Source organism: Vibrio sp. 1078-1, from assembly GCF_033340475.1.
In genome coordinates this window covers 36,517-58,737 of sequence record NZ_JAWOWM010000001.1, presented here as the reverse complement: position 1 = coordinate 58,737, position 22,221 = coordinate 36,517, and the positions used below count along the sequence as shown (strand labels likewise).

Genomic DNA, 22,221 nt, shown 5'->3' with positions numbered 1-22,221 from the left:
TCTCAATCCTTGGATTCATGTTCTACCTAGAACATAGGCTGCTCTTGCACCAGATAAGATGATTGGATTTACTCCACGTGCAAAAGCATCACACTCAGCATTTCAGAGAGTTTTTTTTCGTCAAAAAAAATTAAGACGGTTTTCGAGGCACTTGAGAGAACTTAACTAAAACTCGCACTCTGTTACACAGAAAGTGTCAGACTGAGTCAATAATTTATAAAATCTCAGCAGAAACTAAAATTATTGTTTACTCAGTAACGAGTTAGTTAAATGCGATGAAGGCCTTATTTTGTTGTTTATTAAGGCTTTGTTTCATTGATATAGAAAGAGAATTGAAAGGAAAAATAGCCGTGAAGACATACTAGTCACGGCTGAAGTGTTCACTCAACGCGGCACGACGTTTAGAGGCTGCGCCGGTTTCTGAGCCCTGAACGGTATGCTCAAATCCTTTACGAATGAATCGCTGATCTGGAATAAGAGGCTCAATACGGCGTATTTGAGGTGAAAGATGAGAGCCTGAGATCTGATACGCGGTCTTTCCTAATCCGGTATTCAACGTGATGACCTTGCCATCGAATTCAAATTCCGTCGTAATAAGTCGATGGTTTCGGTATACCCCATCTTCAGTGAAAACGAGACGTTCTGTTTGGTAGGGTGGCGCGCCAATCTCAATCCATTCGCCGTACACCTTTTCCGGATCAATGTGGTCTTGATAGGAGAGGTGGATTTGATAGCCAAAAAACGTCAACAGACCCATCCCGAAGCAGACAAATGTACTCTTGAGGATTTTGGATTGGTGGCGAGCCAAAAATGAAAGTTTTGGTTCTTGTCGTGCTTTTCGCCTTCGGCGAGTCGAGTCCGTCATAGATCTAATTTTCTCCACTTTTTTAACATGGTGGAAACCTTCCTTTTTAAAAACAAACAATCCCGCCATTGAGACGACGAAACTATGATCTAATGTCCACTTTTACATTCAGATACACATCTTATTGATGGTTTTGTTGTTTGCTCACATTCATTACTTCGCAGTTTTTCTTGCTCGGTTTAGGTCGCCTGATTAATCCTCGTGAAAAGAGGTTCTCGCTCAGTAGCAAAGGATGTGCGTTATTACGTTGAGTTTAATGGCTTTCAAAGCTTGAGTAACGGAAAGAAACAAGGTAAAAAAGAGCGGACTTTTGATAAGGAAACCAATAATGAATATTAAGGAAAATAGCTATTTTGCTGGTAGTGTAAAATCACTGGGCTTTAACCAGAAAGATCAGGATGTTAGCGTTGGTGTGATGCTTCCTGGTGAGTACACGTTTGGTACTCAAGCACCAGAGCGTATGACGGTTGTAAAAGGTGCGCTTGTGGTCAAGCGTGTTGGCGAGAGCGATTGGACGACTTATCAAAGTGGTGAGTTTTTTGAAGTGGAAGGTAATTCTTCATTTGAGCTTCAAGTGAAAGAAGCGACTGCGTATTTATGTGAGTACTTCTAGCGTTCATTTGTTGCTCGTCATAAAACCACCTTCGGGTGGTTTTTTCGTCTATGTGCTTCACTTATAACGCATCTTTTTGGTTATTTGGGTATATACTTAATAAAAATGTACCCATCGACCAGGGAGGAAGTGATGGCAGTACAACGCAAGCATTCTGATCTCCCTCCTCGTTACGAGGACAAAGATCTCACCAATGAGCAAAGACAGCGCTTTACCGAAGTTGCCAATGCCGCTCATAAGAGACGTGAATTTTATCGACGTGCTCTAGGAAAGAGCTTAATGGGCAAAATGAAGGGCCGTGCGTTTAAAGATCACCCCACTCGTCAGCAAGACAAGCCGAACAGAACGTTGCAAGTAGTGTGGTTAATCGTATTCCTCGTTGTGGGGCTTTGGGTGATGCATGTGTTCGCTTAGTCATTAGCAAGCTTCTGGTACCGCTGGTGCATCAGATGTTGACAGTTCCTCCGTATTGCAGTGCTCATAAAAGGCGTACTGGTTTTTACCAGTATGTTTAGCTGCGTACATTGCTTTATCTGCACATCGAGTCAATTCAGACAAATCCTTTGCATCTTGCTTATAGATAGCAGCACCTACACTCATCGTTAACTCGTTAATCATATCGTAGCTTCGGTAACCTGTCGGAAACAGATTCACGATCCGTTTTAGGATGCTGTCGAGGTCATCTTTACTTTTTACATCGTAAAGCATGATTACAAACTCGTCGCCCGCAAATCGAGCGATGGAGTAGTCGTGTTTATCGGTTTTTCTGTCTTTGTTGCGAATGTTATTTTTTAATCGAGTTGCGAAGGCTTGAAGTACTTGGTCACCAATATCGTGCCCGTAGGTGTCGTTGATGTGCTTGAAGTTATCGATATCGAGAAAGACCAATGCGGTGATGCTGTCATCAGATGAGTGCTTGATTTCATCGAGCTTTGCGCGCGCCCAAGTCTCAAAGCTCCAGCGATTGGCAAGCCCAGTGAGCTGGTCAAAATATGCTAACTCCTCAATCCCCTCACGATACAGTGTTTGAATGTAATTGAGGACTTTCGTGTAGTAATACGAGAACGTGTGACACACAAACGCGGTCGCTATCAGGGTCAGCATCAATCTCCGCTCTATGATTTCTGTGGCTGTTGGCAGTCGATCTAAAAAAGCGACCCCAAAAAAGATCAGTAAAATGTAGGTGCCACTGAACAACAGACCGACCTTAAACTCATTAATTAATACCAGAGTGGCGACAATAGGATATAGCCATAACATTTTGCCTGACGGAGCGTCGTTATACAGAAGTAACAATAACCCTTCGAACATTAAGACAGCACTTAGCCATAAGTCGGCGTATTGATGGTGCCGCTGGACTTTTATTACATAACTGATTGCTAAGCATGCCAAGGCACACAAAGCATGGAAAAAGCTTAAACCCCAGTTATTCTCAAGTGATTGAGCAATAGAACCATAAGTTAAACAGGCAGCGGCGATACTGGAGCATAAAAAGACAATTTTCTTTTTTCTTGTTGAGCGGATGTCCGCCATTTCTTCTAAGCGCGCCCCAGCCAATGTCGACATTACGTATCCTTGCTTAATTAACGTGTACGCTTATTCTAGGCGGTATTTTCGCGATAAATAGAACAACAAAGTTTCCAAATGTGATATCAGTCATTTTTAGTGCAAAGCCATCAGTGTGATTTGGTGCGAGTGTTCAAAGAGGAATGGTGGCGCATGCAGGTTTTCATGACGGTTCTTCATGGCTCTATATGGTTGGACTGATAACTCAAGGTAATGTATCTAGTTGGAGATATTTCTATTGATTATCCTGATTCTGTTCGGTGCTCGTTGATTGAGAGTATTGTTCACCAATCTCTGCTCTACGTATCGTCAAGGCATATGTCGTTTCGAAAATGCATTAGAAATATTTTTCCGAAACAGGGCGAAATATTGTTGTCGTTATGACCAATATGCGACTAGAATCCGCGCTAAATCACAACCTCATATCGAGCTTCGTTCGAGTCACTATTTTTAAACTGCTTCACAAATATTGTGAGGCAGTTTTTAGTTGTAGGAAAGGTTACAAGCATGCCTAAAAGCCAAAACATCAACCAACGAATGTCCATCGTGGCATTAGCTTGGCCAATTCTTGTCGAAATTTTGCTACGGACGGCTTTAGGAACCAGTGACGTGTTCATGCTGAGTGGCTACTCAGACAAAGCCGTATCCGCTGTTGGTGTGATCACGCAGATTACCTTCTTTTTAATCATCGTTTCGACGTTTGTCAGTAGCGGTACGGGGATTTTGATTGCCCAATACAATGGCGCTGGACGCGAGCAAGAGTCAGTGAGCGTTGGTGTTGCGAGTATTGCGTTGTCTGTGCTCGTCGGTGTGCTATTGAGTGTGATTGCCGTGCTTGGTGCGATATATCTACTCCCGTATTACGGCTTGGAAGCGCAAGTTGAGCAGTACGCTCATGAATATCTGCTGATAAGTGGTGCGATGACGTTTAACGTTACGATTGGCGTTGTTTTTACAACTATTCTGCGTAGTCATGGCTATTCACGTTCCCCAATGGTGGTGAATTTGATCTCGGGTGTGTTCAACATCATTGGTAACTATATTGCGCTTTACCAGCCATTCGGTTTACCTGTGTATGGTGTGCAAGGTGTAGCAATAGCAACCGTCGTCAGCCAAGTCATCGGTACGTTAATGTTATGGTTTATTCTCGCTCGCAGTAGCATTGAACTACCAATGTCGACTATGAAACAAGTACCGGCAGAGATTTACAAAAAGATCTTAAAAATCGGCGGCATGAACGCGGGTGAGGTGCTGTCTTACAACGTGGCGCAAATCTGCATTGTATACTTTGTGGTGCAAATGGGGACGGCATCGTTGGCGGCTTTCACTTATGCGCAAAACATTGCCCGTTTCTCGTTTGCTTTCGCGCTGGCAATTGGTCAGGCTGCGCAAATTCAGACCGGTTACTACATCGGTAAAGGTTGGGTGAGTAGCATTTTAAAACGCGTACAAATCTACTTCTTAGTGGGATTTGTGGCATCAACGGCGGCAACCACACTGATTTACCTGTTTAGAGAAGAGATTCTACGCGTATTTACCGATCAACCGGAAATACTCGCATTGGCAAGTTCGTTAGTCATGGGCTCAATTTTGCTCGAAGCTGGACGTGTGTTTAACCTGATTTTTATCGCGGGGCTCAAAGGCGCGGGTGACATCAAGTTCCCAGTGCAAATGGGGATTTTGAGTATGTGGGGATTAGGCGTGCTTTTCTCTTACATCTTTGGCATCCACTTGGGTTATGGCGTTTTAGGGGCTTGGATGGCAATCGCACTCGATGAATGGGTACGTGGTATCATCATGGCAAGACGTTGGCGCTCTCAGGTGTGGACCAAGTTTAAGGTGAGCTAACGGTTTTCGGTATTGCGCATCACGCTTATTCTGTTGTTAGAAAACAAAAAAGGCACTGATAGTCAGTGCCTTTTTGTTATTTAAAATCGGGAAGACGTTAGAATTCGCACTCAGCTTTGAACACCATGCGCTCTTTGCTGTATGGATGATCCAGCTCTAGCATCTCAGCATGCAGGTGTAAGCGGTTGGCTTTTTCGCCGTATAAACCATCACCAACCATCGGCATGTTTAACCCCATGTGATGAGCACTGTGTACACGTAGTTGGTGAGTACGCCCGGTTTTCGGATACATGTATACCTTGCTGCGCCCATCTTTGACTTCAATCAGTTGCCAGTAGGTTTCTGCATGTTTCCCGTGTTCAAAACACACCAGTTGACGTGGGCGGTCGTCTGGGTCACCACGCATTGGCAGTGAAATTTCCCCTTCAGGCTCGTTTAATACGCCTTCGAGCAGTGCCATATAACGTTTTTGTACGCCGCGAGCCATAAACTGTTTTTGCAGACTTTTGTTCGCGCGCTTAGTTAAGGCAAGCACCAAAATGCCAGAGGTCGCCATGTCGAGACGATGAATCACAAACGGCCCTTCCACATCAGGGTACATCGCTTGTAGGCGCGTATAAGCAGAGTCCTTGATAGTTTTACCAGGCACTGAAAGTAAGCCCGAGGGCTTGTTGACGACGACCATAGCGTCGTCTTGGTAGATTATCTCTAGTTCTTTGTCTTCTGCCCAATTCTCCGCCAATGGATTAGGTTCGACATCCAGCCCTTGCATCATATGGCCCAAAATCGGCTGACATTTGCTGTTGCACGATGGGTAGAATTTTTTGTGTTGGCGAACTTCAGACTTTGGCGACACACCCCACCAAAATTCTGCCAGCGCCAGCGGTTTGAATCCGTGTTTAAACGCGTATTGAAGCAGTTTTGGCGCAGCACATTCCCCCGCACCTGCTGGTGGAACTGGGTTTGTGGTGTCCGCAAAAATGTCCACCAAGTCGCGTGTTTTGCCATGGTTGTTTAGAAAGCGGTATTGTTTATGCAATTTGTGCTGCAAAGCGTTGGAGAGCGTTTTGCGCTGCTCTTTCAGGTGAGCAAGTTGCTGCTCTAACTCAGCCAAGCGCGCTTCTTTGATTGCAAGCTTTTCATCCCACGCTTGCTTTAAGTATTTGAGAACGTTTTTCTCGGCGACACTTTGCTTACCCAACTCATCCAATAAGATTTTGAGGTCATCGGCATTGAGTGTTTGCTCGCCCTGTTGACGCTGTCGTTTGCGTGCGGCGCGGCCGTCAATCATCACTTGGCGCTGTGTTTGCTCTTCTTGTTGATAAGCGGCTCGGTCGGCTTGTATTTGCGCTTTAAGATCTGCCAATTCCGGATTCGCGGCACAGGTTTTGTACTCCGCATTGGCGGCGTTGATGGCATCCGTTTCTGCGCGGAAGAAACCTTCATCGGTCAGCATGTCATACACAGGAGGGACAAACCCTGGAATCAAGTTTTGGTCAGCAATTTTGCCAGAAAACGCACTTAAAAATCCGAGTTCGCCTTGAGGGTTTTCTACCAGCAATACGCCAAACATTTTGCCTCGCCCCGTTTCTTCATTAACCAAACCAAAATCGTGTTCGAAGTCGGTTTGCGCTAATAAGTGCTGTTGCAATTGCTTTGCGGCCATAACGCAAAGAGGATGCGGCGTGTAGTAGAACGGAAACGTAAACTGCGTTGGCAATTCATAGCCAGAAATATCAGCAGTAAAACGAGTAAAACAATGTTCAGGCGAGTGCATGGTGGGTATCCGCGCGAGTAAAAAATCGAGCGAGGATTGTACCTGTTTGAGTCAGGATTGCCATGTCGGTGTTGGCACTCGCTCTTGGATTAAGAACAAGAGCGAGTGGGGAAGAGCTTATTGCAGTTTTTGTAATGCAAGCTTCCACTGTGCCGGTTTGTCGTAGTAGGTCGAGTGCGGCAAGGTCAAGTACTCGCCATTTACTTCTGCAATCAGGGTTGGATAACCACCAACGTGTAACTGTCGCATCAATTGTCGGCTAGAGCGAATTCTCTCATCTAGTTCGGCTTCGCTTAACGCCATGTTTTGCTCCCACGCATCACTTGTTAAACCTAGCGATTCTGCAATGGCTTTGAGCGTCGATGCTTCATTCACTTTTAACCCGAGCTGATAATGCGCAGATTGGATGGCCTTTAGCATGTGCCATGGATTCAGCCCCATTTTCTCCGCACTCAAGATCGCTTGTGTGGGTAGATAAGAATCAAGAACAAACGCATCTTCGCTTTTCACGCGTTGCAGATATGCTTCACCAAACGTTGCTCCGGTTTCGGTTGCGATACGAGCGTCACTGTTGATGATGTGCTGACGAAATTCAGGTTCAATCGCGCGTTTCTCAATCATACCGCCGGGATGAAGCTCTACCTTAAATTGAGAGGTGTCCATCAAGGCTTCGATGAGTGGTGATGCCCCGTAGCACCAACCACACATGGGATCGAAGAAGTAATGCACGGTTACCATGACATTTCACCAGTATGCACTTTCGCACCGATTTCTAGCGCGATTGGCAATTGAGCTTCTGGGTATTTCGCAGACATGGTGTCAATGAGTTGAACGCTGTTATTGCTGTGTTTTTTCGCTTGCTGAAAATCCTGCAAGTATTGTTGCGAGTAGCGAATGGTGTCTGCGTTCAGCTTTGTGCCTGCTTTCATGTGACCAGGAATGACCACTTGAGGTTTAAGCGCAAGCATCTCGCTAAGTTGCTGCTCCCAAGCATTGATGGCGGTCTGGTCAGCGGCATCTGCCATCCACAAATGTACGTTTGAGTACACGGCTACGTTACCTAGAATCGCTTTGTTATCTGGAATCCATAGGTAAGGGCGGTGTGCTGATGTGCCATGGTTACCACGAATTTCAATCTTATGACCTTCTAGCTCCAATGATGCTTTATCGTACGCGACAGGGATCACTGGTTTTACCGGTGCGTTTGCGCCAAGCTTTGGTCCCCAGTACGCCAGCTTTCCAGCCAATTTCTCTTTAATAATTTTTTGAACCGCAGGCGTTGTGATGATCTGCGCATCAGGGAACTGTTGGTGTAAGGCCTCTGCGCCAAAGTAGTAGTCTGGGTCCGCTTGGCTGATAAAAATGGTTTTAAGCGTTTTGCCTGAGTCCAGCACTTTAGCGGCAATGCGCATCGCGTCAGCTTTGGTGAAGCCAGTGTCGATAACCATGGCGTCAGTCTCACCGTATACCAAGGTTGAGTTTACGTGGAAGCTGTTACCGTCGGCGTTGTAAACCTCAAGAGTAAGGGGAGAGGCTAGAACAGGGCTTGCCATTAAAATGGATGCAGTAATCAAAGTGAATTTTTTCATAATAAGCTCCTAAAGAATTTGGGGCCAAGCGACGATGGCTTGGGAACGGGAGCTATATTAGGAAATTGATACGCTCGGAAAAATACACAATAATGTGCATCACTATTTCTTATTTCGAGCAAATATATGGATAGAGTAACGGCAGCAAAAGTATTTGTAGATGTGGTGTATTCTGGCAGTTTTACCGCGACCGCAGAACGGTTAGACATGTCTCGGCCAATGGTAACTCGTTATGTAGAGGCGATGGAGAACTGGCTGCAAACTCGTTTGTTACACCGCACCACGCGCAAGGTGTCCCTCACCACCGCAGGGGAGCGCAGCTTGCCTCAGATTGAGCGCTGGTTAAAACAGGCCGATACATTAACGTCGAACATTGCCGCTGATGGTGAGCTGTCCGGAAAAATCCGTCTTGCGTCTAGTACTTCATTTGGATTCTCACAGTTGATCCCCGTAGTAAACAGTTTTATGCAAAAGCACCCCAAAGTGCATATCGACATAGATCTGCAAGATTCAGTGAGTGATCTAACCGAACAACGTATCGATCTGGCGATCCGAATTGCGTCAGATCCCGATCCTTCTTTGATTGGTAAGCCGATTGCGGTGTGCGAATCGGTGTTGGTAGCATCACCGCAATATTTACAAACTCACCACGCGATCGCGCATCCGCGAGATTTATCTTCACACGACTGTTTGGGATACAAAAACTTTGAGCGTCACGTGTGGCATTTGTCTCAGGGCGACCAGTTCGAATCGGTGGGAATTGAGTGTCGCCTAACCAGCAATGAGGCCACGGCGTTATTGCATGGCGCTTTACAAGGCATGGGTATTTCGATGTTGCCAACTTACTTGAGCAATATCTATCTCAAATCGGGTCAGCTTGAGTCGGTGTTGCCGGATTGGAAGCCCAATGATCTCAACATTTATGCGCTGTATTCATCACGTAAACACTTGTCTCCTGCGGTGAGAGCTTTCATCGATCACAGTGAAGATTACTTTAAACAGCACCCTTGGTGAATGCGAAAAGCGTCGTCATCCCGACTTGAGATTCATACAAGATCCTGTACCTTACATGGATATATTTTCGCAGCATCATTTAGAGTTTTCGTTAATGTCACAAGTTTGCATCAAATTTATTGCTTCCGATATGGATGGCACATTGCTTGACCAGTACGGTCGTTTGGATCCAGAGTTTTTCGATCTGTTTTTGCAACTGGAAGAGCAAGGCATTTTGTTCTCCGCTGCGTCTGGTCGTCAGTATTACAGCCTGCGAGACACGTTCGCGCCAATCAAAGACAGACTGTTGTATGTGGCTGAAAACGGCACCTTGGTGATGTACCAAGACAAAGAGCTCTACAGTTGTACCATTCCTAAAGCGGAAGTGTTGGAGATTGTGAAAGCGGCTCGTGAGATTGACGGGGCGAACATCGTATTGTGTGGCAAGCGCTCGGCGTACATCGAAACGCATGATCAGCTATCGCTGGAAGAATTTCAAAAGTACTACCACCGCTGTGAATATGTGCCGGATTTGCTTGAGGTCGAAGACGAGTTCATTAAGGTGGCAATTTGTCACTTTGGCGGTTCGGAAGAGCTCTTGTTCCCGACCATGAATACGAAGTTTGGCGCAACGCATAAAGTCGTGGTGAGTGCAAAAATCTGGCTGGATGTGATGAATGCCGAGGCCTCTAAAGGCGCGGCCATTCAGCACCTTCAAGAGACGATGAATTTTACTCCGGCAGAAACCATGACGTTTGGTGATTACCTCAACGACCTTGAAATGCTGCAAGTCAGTGAGCATTCGTACGCGGTTGCCAACGCGCACGAAGAGATTAAGAAAATTGCTCGTTATTCTGCGCCAAGCAACCAAGAGGCTGGGGTACTCAAAGTGATTAAAGAGAAAGTATTAGCGAAGTAACGCTCATTCTTTCGATGTTATTTTCTTCTTCACGTAAAAAGCCCCGCAGTGTATGCGGGGCTTTGTTTTTTTGGGGGGAGTAAGGTTCCCGTTTTAGCGTACGTACTTGGCGGTTGCACTGACTAAAAAGTGTTGCAATTTCCCGTCTGATTTTGGCACCCACAAGTCGTTATGATAATGGTAAATACGGCCATTGACGGTCACAGACAAGGTATTATCACCCGTTTTCTCCATGCGAATAAACTGATCCGAAGTGACCAAAAACGGCTCTTGCTCTTCAATGCTCTGGCCCGTTGCCAATACGAAGTAGCCGAATCGGTTGCCAGCATCCGGATCGGTTGAGTAGATTCGATGTCCAACGAGGCTGTAGTCGTCGTTGAGTGCCTGCTCAAGCGTTTTTTGCCCGATGGTTTCGTGCGATGGAATAAATACCCAAGCCAACACACCTGCCGCAATGACTGCCAGTAGAAGCAGTACTTGCATGAACTTTCTCATCATATATACCGTTTAACGTTGAAATTTCATTTTGTACATGCGCTTATCCGCTATGCTGATAAGAAAGTCAACATTGTCACTGTCTTTAGGGTATTGCGCTAAGCCCATGCTTGTTGAAAGTGTTGAGACTTTATCGGAGTTTAATATTTGTGCATCAAAGACGGTATTTATCTGCTCACGTACGTTCTCTTCATTGAGATGTTCACCTTCAAGGATAACCGCGAACTCATCTCCTCCCATGCGATAAACAGTAAAATCATTGAGTGCCATAGAATTAAGCCGCCTAGCGATTTCCCGCAGTACAGTGTCGCCAACTTGGTGTCCGTGTGTGTCGTTGACTTCTTTAAAACCATTTAAATCTAGAATCCAGAGAGAAAAGGGCCTTTTTTCTTGAGTAAATTTGTTTAGGGTTATGAATAGTGCATTGCGGTTCCCTAGGTTCGTCAAAGGGTCGCTGAGCGCCAATTTTCTATGAAAATGGGATTCACGATAAAAGAAATAAGTTAGAGAGATAATCGACAAAACGAACGTCGCAAACAACATATATTGTGCTTGCATTAAGCGCTGGGTTTGACCTTTTTGTGCTTCATAAGCTTTACTGCTTAGGCGGAAGTTTTGATTAACGAAGTCTATTAAGCCTAAATATAGTGTTTGAGTTGAACGATAAAATGCAGCAGCAGCTTGGCTATCACCTGTTCTAGCTTCTACTAGTTGTTTTTCTAGCTCTTTGAATTCTTCAAAAAGATTAATGAAGTAAAGGTGCATGTTGTTCCGAGAAAAGAACTTATTGGCTTTCGTGCTACTGGTCAATAAGTCAAAGCGACTCCACGCTAACTCGTATTGAAGCTCTGCACCATCAATATTCAATACGTTTTCATCTAACCGTCTGGCCTCGCCGACAAGTTCTGATAGTTCTTTGGAGAGTTGGAATAAAAACCAAGTCGCTTGTTTTTGTTCGTTATTAAAATTTTGTGAGAGTGAACGTGTTTGCTGTAAAAGCACGACATTCGCGAGAAGCAAAGAAACGGCAAACACCACCAGCAGCATTTTGCTGGTGGTAGAATATTGCAATATTCTTTGTTTCTTAGAATAGGGTTCTGATAACTTCATTCTTATTATTTTTCTTTTATTTCATTTACTTGCCATACCATTTGCGCATGATATTTATTGTAGTTTAGCTCTGGATAGAGATTGAGTGGATATATCACCCAGAAAGGGCCTTTATTCCTGACTTTTATGTAATTCTGATCTTGTTGATAAGCCAGTATTGGTTGATATCGAAGAATATCTTGTCGGGACAATGTCGAGTGATAGTCGTTTAAGCTGCTGATATCAACCTGCTCTGGTACCTTTCCGTAGACGTGTGTAAGAAGCGTGCTGAGTTTAACGCCTAAAAACTCTGACGAAGCAGGAAGCCAAGGCAATGTCATCGTGTAGCTAGTGGTAGGTAAAGCTTGGATCTCTTCCAGTTCCAGTATGACACTAGGCTGCTGGCTACTACTAAATACGATCGTATTTGCAGACAAGAATGGCGCAACAAAAAACAGACCTAGCGCGACTATCTTTTTCATCATATGCCCTTTTGAGTTTTATTCTTTTTTCTTAGCTAGGACAAAGGTGCTAGCGGTAATTTATTTATAATTATAGAGCCAACCGGATGAGATTTTATAATACGTTATGTTTCAAAAATAACTGTCGGTTTACGTCACGTCAAGGTTATTAAGTTGCTTCTTAATTAAAAGCTCAGAGTATTGGGATGATGGTAGAGTTTCGTAATGATTTCGCGGTATTTAATTGGTTTTTATTGCAACTTTGTGTCATTTTTAATAAAGATACTGTGTCGGAAATGAGAATTTAATAAGGCGAGAAATGGATGTCGAATTTGTTCTTAAGTTACATTATTTTACATATTTAAATCATCGATATTCAGATATGTATTTGTTAGTACGTAAAGAAAATAAAGTCACCTAGTTTTGGTGACTTTATTTTTTATTTCATGAGCTTACTTAAATTAACTATGCAAACAAATATTTTGCATGGAAGTTGAGGTGCTCTTCAATAAAGCTTGAGATGAAGTAATAGCTATGGTCATAGCCTGGTTGCATTCTCAAGGTTAGGTTTGAATCGTGTATTTTTGCCGCAGCAATCAGCGCTTCCGGTCTAAGCTGCTCATTTAAGAAGCCATCAGCATCACCTTGATCAACCAAAATTGGTAATGGTGATTGTTGTTGTTTTAGAAGTTCACTTGCATCGTATTGCTTCCAGCTTTCAAGCTCCTTGCCTAAGTAAGCAGTAAAGGCTTTTTGTCCCCAAGGGCATTGCATTGGGTTACTGATTGGACTGAACGCTGAAATAGAACGGTACTGTTCTGAATTTTTCAGACCAATGGTGAGCGCTCCGTGGCCGCCCATACTGTGACCGGAAATTGACTTCACGTCAGAGACTGGGAAGTTACTTTCGATGATCGCAGGCAACTCCTCAGTCACATAGTCGTACATACAGTAATGCAGTGACCAAGGTGCTTGCGTCGCATTAAGGTAAAAGCCAGCTCCTTTTCCTAGGTCATAGCTTTCGTCGTCAGCGATACCTTCGCCTCTCGGACTTGTGTCTGGTGCAATGATCGCAATGCCAAGCTCGGCCGCCATACGAAATGCGCCCGCTTTCTGCATAAAGTTCTCATCGGTACACGTTAAACCAGAGAGCCAGTATAGCGCGGGTACGGGATTTGATTTCGTTGCGTTAGGTGGCAAGAATATCGCGAAGCGCATGGTGCAGTTTAGGGCATTGGATTCGTGTGTATATTGCTTGTGCCAACCGCCAAACACTTTGGCTTGGCTTACATTTTCAATGGTCATGAATAAACTCTCTAATTAGCAGAAGGAATTCAGGCTCCCCAAAAGGAGAGCCTGAGGCAGCATTATTGATCCATATGGATAACTGTTCGGATGCTCTTACCTTCATGCATCAGATCAAACGCTTTGTTGACGTCTGCTAATCCCATTGTGTGGGTAATGAACTCCTGTAAGCCGAACTCACCAGCCATGTAACGGTTCACGATTTCTGGAAGCTCAGAGCGGCCTTTAACGCCACCGAAAGCGCTGCCACGCCATACGCGACCAGTTACTAGTTGGAACGGACGAGTTGAGATCTCTTGACCTGCACCAGCAACACCAATGATGACTGACTCACCCCAACCTTTGTGACAACACTCAAGTGCTTGACGCATCACGTTTACGTTACCGATACATTCGAATGAGTAGTCAACACCACCGTCTGTCATTTCAACAATCACTTCTTGAATTGGCTTGTCGAATTTTTGTGGGTTGATGCAATCAGTTGCACCAAGTTGTTTCGCTAGGTCGAATTTGCTTTCGTTGATGTCTACACCGATGATGCGGCTGGCACCAGCCATGCGAGCACCGATGATTGCAGAAAGACCGATACCGCCGAGACCAAAGATTGCCACTGTGTCGCCTTTTTCAACTTTAGCTGTGTTTAATACCGCACCCATACCAGTGGTTACGCCACAACCTAGAAGACAAACTTCTTCAAGTGGTGCTTCTTTGTTTACTTTCGCTAGTGAGATTTCTGGAAGAACCGTGTACTCAGAGAAAGTAGAACAACCCATGTAGTGGAAGATAGTTTCGCCGTTGATAGAGAATCGGCTTGTGCCATCTGGCATTAGGCCTTTACCTTGCGTTTCACGAACGGCCTGACATAGGTTCGTTTTGCCAGATTTACAGAACTTACACTCACCACATTCAGCAGTGTAAAGTGGGATAACGTGGTCGCCAACTTCAACGCTTGTTACGCCTTCGCCAACCATTTCAACGATACCACCACCTTCGTGGCCAAGGATTGAAGGGAAGATACCTTCAGGATCATCGCCTGATAGAGTGAATGCGTCAGTGTGGCAAACACCAGTTGCTACGATACGTACTAGCACTTCGCCGGCTTTTGGAAGTTGTACATCAACTTCTTCCATCTTAAGCGGCTCACCTGCAGCCCAAGCGACCATTGCTTTTGATTTTATGTGAGTTTGACCAGGTTTGATTTCAAGCGACATTGGATGTTTCCTTTATATTTTCAGTATATGGAGTGACGTAATAAGCGTAGTTAAGGTTTGCTTACCGCGCTGCGTCGTTTTGTTGGTGCTCATTTTAGGTGTTTCAGTAAAAATGATAATCCGTCCATATTGAAAATGATTTTTACATATGCGTAATAATGATAAGGTGAGCGTGTAAAAAGAGTGCTATGCCTCCTTAAAGCGGAAGGGAAATGGAAAAGGTGATTGACCTGAAGTTAGATAGAGGGGCTAAAGTAGAAAACAGTCAAACCATCAGCTAGGTAAGAGTGATTATGAATAAGACGGATCTGAGTGCCTATTTAACCAAGCTAGGCTTGCCTAGTGAATTGCCCGCCGATTTGGAGTCATTGCACAGAGTTCACGTGGCGCAGCATCGTTGCCTGCCGTTTGAGAATTTTGACATCGCATTGCAGCGAGGCGTCTCTGTTGAGATTGAAGATATTATTCAAAAAACCGTGTACCACTCTCGCGGTGGTTACTGCTTTGAATTAAATGGTTTAATGCTTGATGTGCTCAACACTCTTGGGTTTGAAGCGCGAAGTTTGTTAGGGCGTGTACATGTGTCTGGTACACCAACAGGTCGTAGTCATCAAATCACGTTAGTGACGTTAGAGGAACAAACATGGATTGTCGATGTGGGTTTTGGCTCCAATACCCCTCGAGCGCCATTGCCATTTATCCTTGACCAAGTGATTCAGACGGATTTACAAACCTTCCGTTTTGTCAAAGATGCTCAGTTTGGTTATTTCCTCCAAGTGCTTTCAACCGATGGAACAGACGTGTGGAACAATCTATACAGCTTTGACCTAGAGTTCGTGTGTGCTGGTGACATTGCATGTAGCAACTTCTTTACCTCGACTTCGCCTAATTCGCGTTTTACTAGCGCAAGAGTCGCTGCTAGAGCGACAGAAAGTGGGTTGGTGACGCTGCTTAACTACACACTCAGATGCACCAATCATGAAGAGCTAACAGAAATAGAGCTAGAGCCAGGTCAAACCTACCTGGATGCGTTGAAAGAATATTTTGGCATTGAGCTTGATGCGCAATACGACGAACTTCGTCCGTTACCTGACGCGTAAAGTTTTCCCGTTTTCAAAGCGTAGCGCGACGAGAACAATGTAATCACTATTTGTCTAGAAGAGGTCGACAGGAATACAGCATGGCGAATTGGGAAGGAGTCAGCGAGTTTGTTGCCGTAGCGGAAACTAACAGCTTTACAGCTGCCGCGGCTAAACTGAAAACGTCAGTGGCACAAATCAGTCGCCGCGTATCGGCACTTGAAGAGCGTCTTGCGGTTAAGTTACTGCATCGCACGACGAGAAAAGTTTCTCTGTCTGAAGCTGGACAGCTTTATTATCAGCAGTGCAAACATTTGGTCGAAGGGCTAGAACTGGCCGAGCTTGCCGTAACGCAAATGCAGACCGAACCGCGAGGTTTGCTGCGTGTGACAGCGCCTGTGACCTATGGGGAAATGAACCTCGCGCCGCTCTTGCATCAGTTTTTGGAGAAGTACCCGCGTGTGGACCTCGATTTAGTTCTGACCAATCAAAAACTGGATTTGATAGAGCAAGGGGTAGACGTGGCGATTCGTCTTGGCCGCCTGCAAGATTCCAGCATGATCGCAAAGCGTCTTTCGTCGCGTCAAAATTACGTGTGTGCTAGCCCTATGTATTTGGAGCGATTTGGCGAGCCTCACACATTATCCGAACTGGCTCGACATCAGTGCCTAGTTGGTTCGGTCGATTATTGGCATTTTAAGGAAAATAAACGCGATAAGTCTTTGCGCGTATCGGGGAGAATTAAATGCAATAGTGGTTTTGCGCTAATGGGCGCCGCAAAACGTGGTTTGGGTTTAGTGCAGTTGCCGGACTATTACGTTCAAGAAGCTCTAGATAACGGTGAGCTAGTCGAGGTGCTGACCGATTACCGAGACGACCGTGAAGGCATTTGGGCACTGTATCCACAAAGCCGAAATTTATCGCCCAAAGTGAGGTTGTTAATCGACTTTTTAGCGCAGGAACTAGCGGATTAGAGTTTTCATGAACTTTAATACAACTGAAGTCGCTAAAACGCCCGGTGATGCCGGGCGTTTTTATTAGGATGAGAGCTGGAATCGAAAAGACATGAATCACTATTGGTTGGATTCCGCGTCTTCACGTTTAATCACTTTGTGCCCATCTTCAGATACGCCTTGCTTCCAATAGCTGCTGATGTAGATATTCTCGCGATCGACTTCTTTTTCGTTGCGGAAATATTGGCGCAGCGCACGCATTGAATCGAACTCACACGCACACCATACCGAAGCGTTACCATCTAACCACTCGAGTTCGCGAACGCTATCAGCCAAGGTTTGCTGTTCGGTTAGCCAAATCAACTCCATACCGGCTGGCGTGTTTAGGGGTTGAATGTCGGCTGGAGACATCACGCTGATCACAGCGTAGCCTTTGGCCTCTTCTGGCAGCGTACGAATTTTCGCAGAAAGGGCTGGAAGTGCTGTCATATCGGCAGCCATGAAGAACCAATCCGCCTCAGTATTTAAGTTGGAGATGCTACCTGGCCCAACAATGCTGATCGTGTCGCCTTTTTGCGCAGCCATTGCCCAACGCGCTGCAAATCCGCATTGCAGATCTTGCGTTACGTGTCGGACGAAATCCACTTCGATTGAACTGGTTTCTGGATGAAAGCGTCGAATAGTGTAGGTGCGCATGATTGGTCGGTCGTCTTCTGACAGGATGCTCAGATCCGCGCCGCCCATATCGTTAAACAGTAATTTGATGTAACTGCCTTCGCAGTCACGAGGAAAGTGGCTCAGCGCCTCACCTTGCAAGGTAATGCGCTGCATGTTTGGAGTGATGGTTTCTGTGTCTGTGACAACAAGCGTTTTAGGTTGAGGCTTCTTTTTCATTGTTACTTTACTCGATAATTATTCTCTTTCTCATTTAAAGATTATCAAGTTCCCTAACAAGAGGGTAGCGTCTTTAAACAAATTTACACTGTGAATTAACGCCAAAGCCTCAAGAAAAATATTACCTCTATCCTTTCTCTAACCACGTAAAGTGAGTCGTTTTTTAACCATAAATGGACTTATATCATTGGAATCGTAGACAAAAGCAACAGCGCAGCCATACTGTAGTTGAACCCCTTAACGCGTTTATCGGTGGTCAACCAACGCTGCAATTGCATACCTGCCGCCGTCCAAAATGTCACCGATGGCAAGTTAGCTAAACAGAAGATACCGGCGATAAAAGTCAGTTCGAGCCATGCACCGCCACTGCTGTATACCGTAATGGCCGTCAACGCCATCGACCAACCCTTCGGGTTCACCCATTGGAATGCGACAGCCCCTAAAAAAGACATTGGGCGAAAATCGTGTTTTGCTTCGGTTTTGTCGCTGGTGGCGATTTTGTACGTCAAGTACAGCAAATAACTCAAGCTCAATACTTTCAAAATGGAGTGGGTTAGCGGGTAGGCATGGAACAGGCTCATCAAGCCAATACCCACCAAAATTAGCATGGCACCAAAGCCGAAGGTAATGCCCAACATGTGTGGGATAGTGCGTTTAAAGCCGACATTTGCCCCTGAGGTCATCAACATAATGTTATTGGGACCCGGCGTAAAAGTGGAGACAAAAGCGAACAACGCCAAAGCACCCAGTTGATGATATTCCATAGATTGTTCCTTGAATCAGTTCTCGATAAGTTGAGAACAACTATAAGTAGAACTGAGGTCAATATTGTGCTTTTATTTGATGATTAGAAACTAAATAAGCAATAAAACATCATCATGGATAGATTTGACGAAAGAATATTGCAAGTGCTCAAACGAGATGGAAGAATCTCCAATGTAGAGCTGTCGGAACGCGTTGGTTTATCTCCATCTGCAACCTTACGCCGAGTGCAAGATTTAGAGCGTAAAGGCGTGATCAAAGGCTACCGAGCAGTACTGGATAATCAGCAACTTGGCGTGGGTTTTGTCGCTTATGTGTCGATTGGTTTGGCCTCGCACTCTAAGCAGGCGCAGCTGGGTTTCGAAGAGCATGTGCGTTTTGTAAATGAGGTGGTGGAATGTCACAACATTACGGGATCTAACGAATATCTCATACGCGTAGAGACGCAAGATCTCGCCGCTTATAAAGCGTTCCATGCTGATGTGTTGGGTGAGTGCGAACACGTCAAGTCGATCACAACGATGGTGGTGATGGACACACCAAAAGACGAGCGATAGCCAAACGAGAGTGACAGTTTTTGTGGCACATGAATTTGAAGTGACTCGAAAGAGTCAGTCGAGTATGAGATAAGTACACAACAAATGCTGGAAAGCAGATGGCACTCTTACAATTTCCACCTTTATTCTCACCTTCGAAATAATCTCATCCTGCTAGTTTTGCTTAAACCGCTTGTGTTCATGAGCGGCGAGTCAGCAAATTTAAGGATGAACGATGAAATCACATGTAACACTTCCTCTTTTGAGCTTAAGCGCTGTTGCCGCATTGAGCTCATTTAACGTCAACGCCCACGGCTGGGTAGAATTTCCAAGTGCTCGTCAGAATACGTGTTATTTAGACGGTGGTTTTTGGACCAATGAGATCCCCAACCAAGCGTGTAAAGCGGCTTTTGAAGAATCTGGTGCTTACCCGTTTGTGCAACGCAGTGAAATTGCAGCAAACGTACCAAATTACCGAGATATGGAGCATGTTAAAGCCGTAGTCCGTGACGGCGAACTGTGTTCTGCCGGCGATGCCGCTAAGAAAGGTTTGAACATTCCTTCTCCAAACTGGCAGCGCACCAATGTTACGCCAGATGCAAACAACCAGATTGAATTGGTGTTTTACGGCAAGGCGCCGCACAACCCATCGTACTGGGAATTCTATCTCACCAAGCCGACTTATGATGATTCAAAACCGCTTACTTGGAGTGATTTAGAGCTGATCGACACCGCAGGTGACGTGTATGTTGATGCGGAAAAACGCTACCGTATTCAGGTGACTTTCCCTGCTGATCGTTCCGGCGATGCAGTGCTTTATACTCGTTGGCAGCGCATTGATGTGGCTGGTGAAGGTTTCTACAACTGTAGTGACATTACGTTAAACGGAACAGGTACGACGCCGCCGACTGACCCCGTTGATCCAACCGAACCGGGCAATAATCTGACATCTCTAGGCTACTTTGTTCAGCAAGGTTTCGGACCAGTAGAAGCGGGTGACACCATTCGTTTCCGTACGTTTAATGCGACAGGCAATGAAATTGTCGATATTTCACTGCCAATCAGCGCAAACAATACGACGACTTGGGCGGCAGAAATTGCTGATCAATTTAACGCGCAGCAAACGGGCGATTGGTATGTGGGTATTTGGCATCAAGAGATGAATCACTACATGTTCGACAGTAACAACGTGAATGCGAATCAAGTATTAGCGCCAAGTGCAGACTTCAGTTATGCGTTGTCACTGCTCAAAGCGGATGTCACGCCACCAGTTGAACCAACCAATTTGTGGGACAAGACAGCCGTTTACAACCAAGGTGATGTGGTGACGCACAACGGCAAAGAATGGACTGCCCAGTGGTGGACGTCTGGTGAGGAACCTGGCACAACGGGTCAATGGGGTGTATGGCGTTAAGCCATTTATTCTGGCTCTGAACAATAAAACCCTTCTCATGTGAGAAGGGTTTGTTTTTTCAGTCTAAAACGACCACTTTGGTCGAGTGGTTGTCTTGAAAATCAGAGCACATATCGTTATTCGCTTGCTCTCCACTCGTTCCAGTTGAGCATCGCGTAGTCTGCCAGTTTGAGCATCGGAATGTCTTCGTGCGTATCACCGTAGGCATAAACAGACGCAAATTCGTCGAGCGAAAACGTGGCCCTAACGCGCGAGACTTTTTTTTCTAAACTGCAATCACCTTGCTGGTAAAAGCCACTCAGTTTTGGCTGTTCTGAGATCAGTTCACTGCACAGCAAGTGGTAACCGTTCGCTTCACACCAAGGCTTGAGATACGCATTGAGTGATGCCGACACCACCACAATGGTATCGCCTCTGTGCTGATGCCACGCCAACCTTTCCATCGCTTCTGGCCGTAAGTACAGCGGGATCACTTCGTGGGCAAACTGAGCGCCAATCGCTTCAATTTTCTGCGTTTCTTTCCCTGAAAATGCAATAAAACTGCTGAGAGGACGCATAACACGAGCGGGTAACACTCCGAGTTTGTACAGCGCATAAAATGGCATGATAGCGACCTTTCCCACTCGTTTGCGCAGGCCATAAGCAGAATAGTGGAGGAAAAGGCTAAACATATCCTCTCGGGTGATGGTGCCATCAAAATCAAACAGTGCCAGTGACGGCTTAGTAGTATCGAGCAAACTCAGCGCCTATTTTTTGGTTTAAGATCGTTTTGTGTTTATTGATAAAACACCGCCAACCAGATGGTTTCTTGCGTTGGGTCAGTCCAGCTCACTTTGTGTTTGGTATGAGCTGGAATCGTAACGTGATCGCCTGCCTCAAGTCGTTGCACGACACCTGATTCAAAAGTCAGCTCACCTGCTCCTTTAAGAACCAAGACCCATTCATGTTCTTCTTGATCGTACCAGCCACTTTCGGGAGAGGTTTGCCCCGTTGAGAGAATGCGTTCTATACGCAGGTTTTTGTGGGTCAGCAGGTCTTCGAACACTTCCTCGTCGAGGTTATTCGGTAAGTCTTTAAACAGGTTCATGGCCTTTCCTTAGAGAATGATCAGTCCAAAAGGCGCAAGCAATTGCTCTTGTTGCCAATCACAAATTTTAACACCAAACAGAGAAACGCGGCGAACATCCAGCCCGTCTAGTTCGACATGAGTCAGATCACACTGCTCAACGTTAAAGGTTCCCCATTGTTCTGGCGAGAATTCGCAGCGAGATAAATCCGAGCCTTTGAGAGTTGCCCCTGCGAGGTTCGCACCGTTCCAACGGTTTTCAAAGAGGTCACATTTTTCTAGTAACACTCGCTCGAAGTTACAGTAGGTGAGGTTGCAGCCAGTAATAAAAGCAGAACAGAAAAACATGGTGTTACTGACGCGATTAGCAAAGTTCGCACCTTGGAAGTTTGCCCCTTTGAGATCGCACTTACGTAGCTCCAAGCCCATACAATTTGCGCCGTTAAACAGGCTCATCGCCAACATGCAGTTCGTAAAGCTAGCGTCTTTTAAGTTCGCGAAGCGAAAACTACACCCTTCTAGCGCTTTGGATTCGATAAAGCGACAGTCGATGAACTTAGCATCGCGCAGATCGGCATGGTCGAAACAGCACATATAAAAGTGGCAGTTTTTAAAGGTAGCATTCTGAAAATCGTGATGAGAAAAGTTTTCTCGTTCAAAAATGAGATCGGTTTTTAACATGTCTTCTCCTTAGTTGCGAGCAGACTAGCACTCCAAGTGACTGATTTTCCAGAAAAATAACTTCTTGTATTTCAGTGTTTTACAAACCCCTCAAATCGCGATTTT

At 45.4% G+C, this 22,221-nt stretch carries 24 protein-coding genes; 9 read left to right on the top strand and 15 right to left on the bottom strand.

All coding sequences use genetic code 11. The annotated features are described in order from the left end of the window. Positions 1–361 precede the first annotated feature (361 nt). On the bottom strand, positions 362–865 hold the full coding sequence (locus R7190_RS00310; RefSeq protein ID WP_005374408.1) for a DUF2850 domain-containing protein: 504 nt from the start codon (positions 863–865) through the stop codon (positions 362–364). 328 nt (positions 866–1,193) lie between these two features. Between R7190_RS00310 and R7190_RS00305 the strand changes: the two genes are divergently transcribed. Continuing rightward, positions 1,194–1,478, top strand: coding sequence for a pyrimidine/purine nucleoside phosphorylase (locus R7190_RS00305; protein ID WP_005383244.1), 285 nt, complete (start codon positions 1,194–1,196; stop codon positions 1,476–1,478). 132 nt (positions 1,479–1,610) lie between these two features. Continuing rightward, positions 1,611–1,892 carry a hypothetical protein gene (locus R7190_RS00300; protein WP_005374405.1) on the top strand — a complete coding sequence of 94 codons (282 nt, stop codon included), beginning with the start codon at positions 1,611–1,613 and terminating at the stop codon, positions 1,890–1,892. Between the two features lie 3 nt (positions 1,893–1,895). Here R7190_RS00300 and R7190_RS00295 read toward each other — a convergent pair whose 3' ends face one another. Beyond that, entirely contained in the window at positions 1,896–3,044 is a 1,149-nt protein-coding gene (locus R7190_RS00295) for a GGDEF domain-containing protein (RefSeq protein WP_186585546.1), read from the bottom strand. Between the two features lie 507 nt (positions 3,045–3,551). Here R7190_RS00295 and R7190_RS00290 point away from each other — a divergent pair. Further along, entirely contained in the window at positions 3,552–4,892 is a 1,341-nt protein-coding gene (locus R7190_RS00290; RefSeq protein WP_017633826.1) for an MATE family efflux transporter, read from the top strand. A 97-nt stretch (positions 4,893–4,989) separates the two neighbouring features. Here R7190_RS00290 and R7190_RS00285 read toward each other — a convergent pair whose 3' ends face one another. From R7190_RS00285 to R7190_RS00275, 3 genes are all read right to left on the bottom strand, one after another. After that, positions 4,990–6,669 carry an RluA family pseudouridine synthase gene (locus R7190_RS00285; protein WP_047102495.1) on the bottom strand — a complete coding sequence of 560 codons (1,680 nt, stop codon included), beginning with the start codon at positions 6,667–6,669 and terminating at the stop codon, positions 4,990–4,992. A 117-nt stretch (positions 6,670–6,786) separates the two neighbouring features. Further along, entirely contained in the window at positions 6,787–7,407 is a 621-nt protein-coding gene (locus R7190_RS00280; RefSeq protein ID WP_047102496.1) for a DsbA family protein, read from the bottom strand. Continuing rightward, positions 7,401–8,258, bottom strand: a complete 858-nt coding sequence (locus tag R7190_RS00275; RefSeq protein ID WP_186585544.1) for an MBL fold metallo-hydrolase — start codon at positions 8,256–8,258, stop codon at positions 7,401–7,403. The genes R7190_RS00280 and R7190_RS00275 overlap by 7 nt, the downstream gene beginning before the upstream one ends. A gap of 126 nt (positions 8,259–8,384) precedes the next feature. On the opposite strand from R7190_RS00275, the gene R7190_RS00270 reads away from it, so the two are divergent. Further along, positions 8,385–9,272 (top strand): LysR family transcriptional regulator, encoded by an 888-nt coding sequence (locus R7190_RS00270; RefSeq protein ID WP_005383264.1) that lies wholly within the window; start codon positions 8,385–8,387, stop codon positions 9,270–9,272. 94 nt (positions 9,273–9,366) lie between these two features. Next, the gene (locus tag R7190_RS00265; RefSeq protein WP_186585543.1) at positions 9,367–10,170 is read left to right on the top strand and encodes an HAD family hydrolase; all 804 of its coding nucleotides are present in this window, start codon (positions 9,367–9,369) and stop codon (positions 10,168–10,170) included. A gap of 93 nt (positions 10,171–10,263) precedes the next feature. On the opposite strand, the gene R7190_RS00260 is transcribed toward R7190_RS00265, so the two are convergent. From R7190_RS00260 to R7190_RS00240, 5 genes are all read right to left on the bottom strand, one after another. Further along, a complete protein-coding gene (locus R7190_RS00260; RefSeq protein WP_005374387.1) occupies positions 10,264–10,653 on the bottom strand; it encodes a hypothetical protein in 390 nt (129 codons plus the stop codon). A gap of 24 nt (positions 10,654–10,677) precedes the next feature. After that, positions 10,678–11,775: a GGDEF domain-containing protein gene (locus tag R7190_RS00255; RefSeq protein ID WP_005383270.1), complete on the bottom strand. Its 1,098-nt coding sequence runs from the start codon at positions 11,773–11,775 to the stop codon at positions 10,678–10,680. A gap of 5 nt (positions 11,776–11,780) precedes the next feature. Beyond that, positions 11,781–12,236: a hypothetical protein gene (locus R7190_RS00250; protein WP_005374384.1), complete on the bottom strand. Its 456-nt coding sequence runs from the start codon at positions 12,234–12,236 to the stop codon at positions 11,781–11,783. Between the two features lie 444 nt (positions 12,237–12,680). Next, a complete protein-coding gene (gene fghA / locus R7190_RS00245) occupies positions 12,681–13,520 on the bottom strand; it encodes an S-formylglutathione hydrolase (RefSeq protein ID WP_005374382.1) in 840 nt (279 codons plus the stop codon). Positions 13,521–13,582: 62 nt separating this feature from the next. After that, positions 13,583–14,731, bottom strand: coding sequence for an S-(hydroxymethyl)glutathione dehydrogenase/class III alcohol dehydrogenase (locus R7190_RS00240; protein WP_017821027.1), 1,149 nt, complete (start codon positions 14,729–14,731; stop codon positions 13,583–13,585). 293 nt (positions 14,732–15,024) lie between these two features. On the opposite strand from R7190_RS00240, the gene R7190_RS00235 reads away from it, so the two are divergent. Continuing rightward, on the top strand, positions 15,025–15,831 hold the full coding sequence (locus R7190_RS00235; RefSeq protein WP_017821026.1) for an arylamine N-acetyltransferase family protein: 807 nt from the start codon (positions 15,025–15,027) through the stop codon (positions 15,829–15,831). Positions 15,832–15,911: 80 nt separating this feature from the next. Next, positions 15,912–16,784: a LysR family transcriptional regulator gene (locus R7190_RS00230; RefSeq protein WP_017633836.1), complete on the top strand. Its 873-nt coding sequence runs from the start codon at positions 15,912–15,914 to the stop codon at positions 16,782–16,784. A 99-nt stretch (positions 16,785–16,883) separates the two neighbouring features. Here the strand turns inward: R7190_RS00230 and R7190_RS00225 are convergent, their stop codons facing one another. Both R7190_RS00225 and R7190_RS00220 read right to left on the bottom strand, forming a co-directional pair. After that, positions 16,884–17,657, bottom strand: a complete 774-nt coding sequence (locus R7190_RS00225; protein WP_053303996.1) for a siderophore-interacting protein — start codon at positions 17,655–17,657, stop codon at positions 16,884–16,886. 179 nt (positions 17,658–17,836) lie between these two features. Then, a complete protein-coding gene (locus R7190_RS00220) occupies positions 17,837–18,421 on the bottom strand; it encodes a LysE family translocator (RefSeq protein ID WP_054578560.1) in 585 nt (194 codons plus the stop codon). 114 nt (positions 18,422–18,535) lie between these two features. Here R7190_RS00220 and R7190_RS00215 point away from each other — a divergent pair, with 114 nt between their 5' ends. Further along, a complete protein-coding gene (locus tag R7190_RS00215) occupies positions 18,536–18,976 on the top strand; it encodes an Lrp/AsnC family transcriptional regulator (RefSeq protein WP_005374369.1) in 441 nt (146 codons plus the stop codon). A gap of 214 nt (positions 18,977–19,190) precedes the next feature. Then, entirely contained in the window at positions 19,191–20,369 is a 1,179-nt protein-coding gene (locus R7190_RS00210) for a lytic polysaccharide monooxygenase (RefSeq protein WP_054578559.1), read from the top strand. Positions 20,370–20,485: 116 nt separating this feature from the next. On the opposite strand, the gene R7190_RS00205 is transcribed toward R7190_RS00210, so the two are convergent. The 3 genes from R7190_RS00205 to R7190_RS00195 are packed head-to-tail and all read right to left on the bottom strand — an operon-like array spanning position 20,486 to position 22,116. After that, positions 20,486–21,106 (bottom strand): HAD-IB family hydrolase, encoded by a 621-nt coding sequence (locus R7190_RS00205; protein WP_031778857.1) that lies wholly within the window; start codon positions 21,104–21,106, stop codon positions 20,486–20,488. A gap of 38 nt (positions 21,107–21,144) precedes the next feature. After that, the gene (locus tag R7190_RS00200) at positions 21,145–21,456 is read right to left on the bottom strand and encodes a cupin domain-containing protein (RefSeq protein WP_005374359.1); all 312 of its coding nucleotides are present in this window, start codon (positions 21,454–21,456) and stop codon (positions 21,145–21,147) included. A gap of 9 nt (positions 21,457–21,465) precedes the next feature. Further along, positions 21,466–22,116 carry a Qnr family pentapeptide repeat protein gene (locus R7190_RS00195; RefSeq protein ID WP_005374358.1) on the bottom strand — a complete coding sequence of 217 codons (651 nt, stop codon included), beginning with the start codon at positions 22,114–22,116 and terminating at the stop codon, positions 21,466–21,468. Positions 22,117–22,221 lie beyond the last annotated feature (105 nt).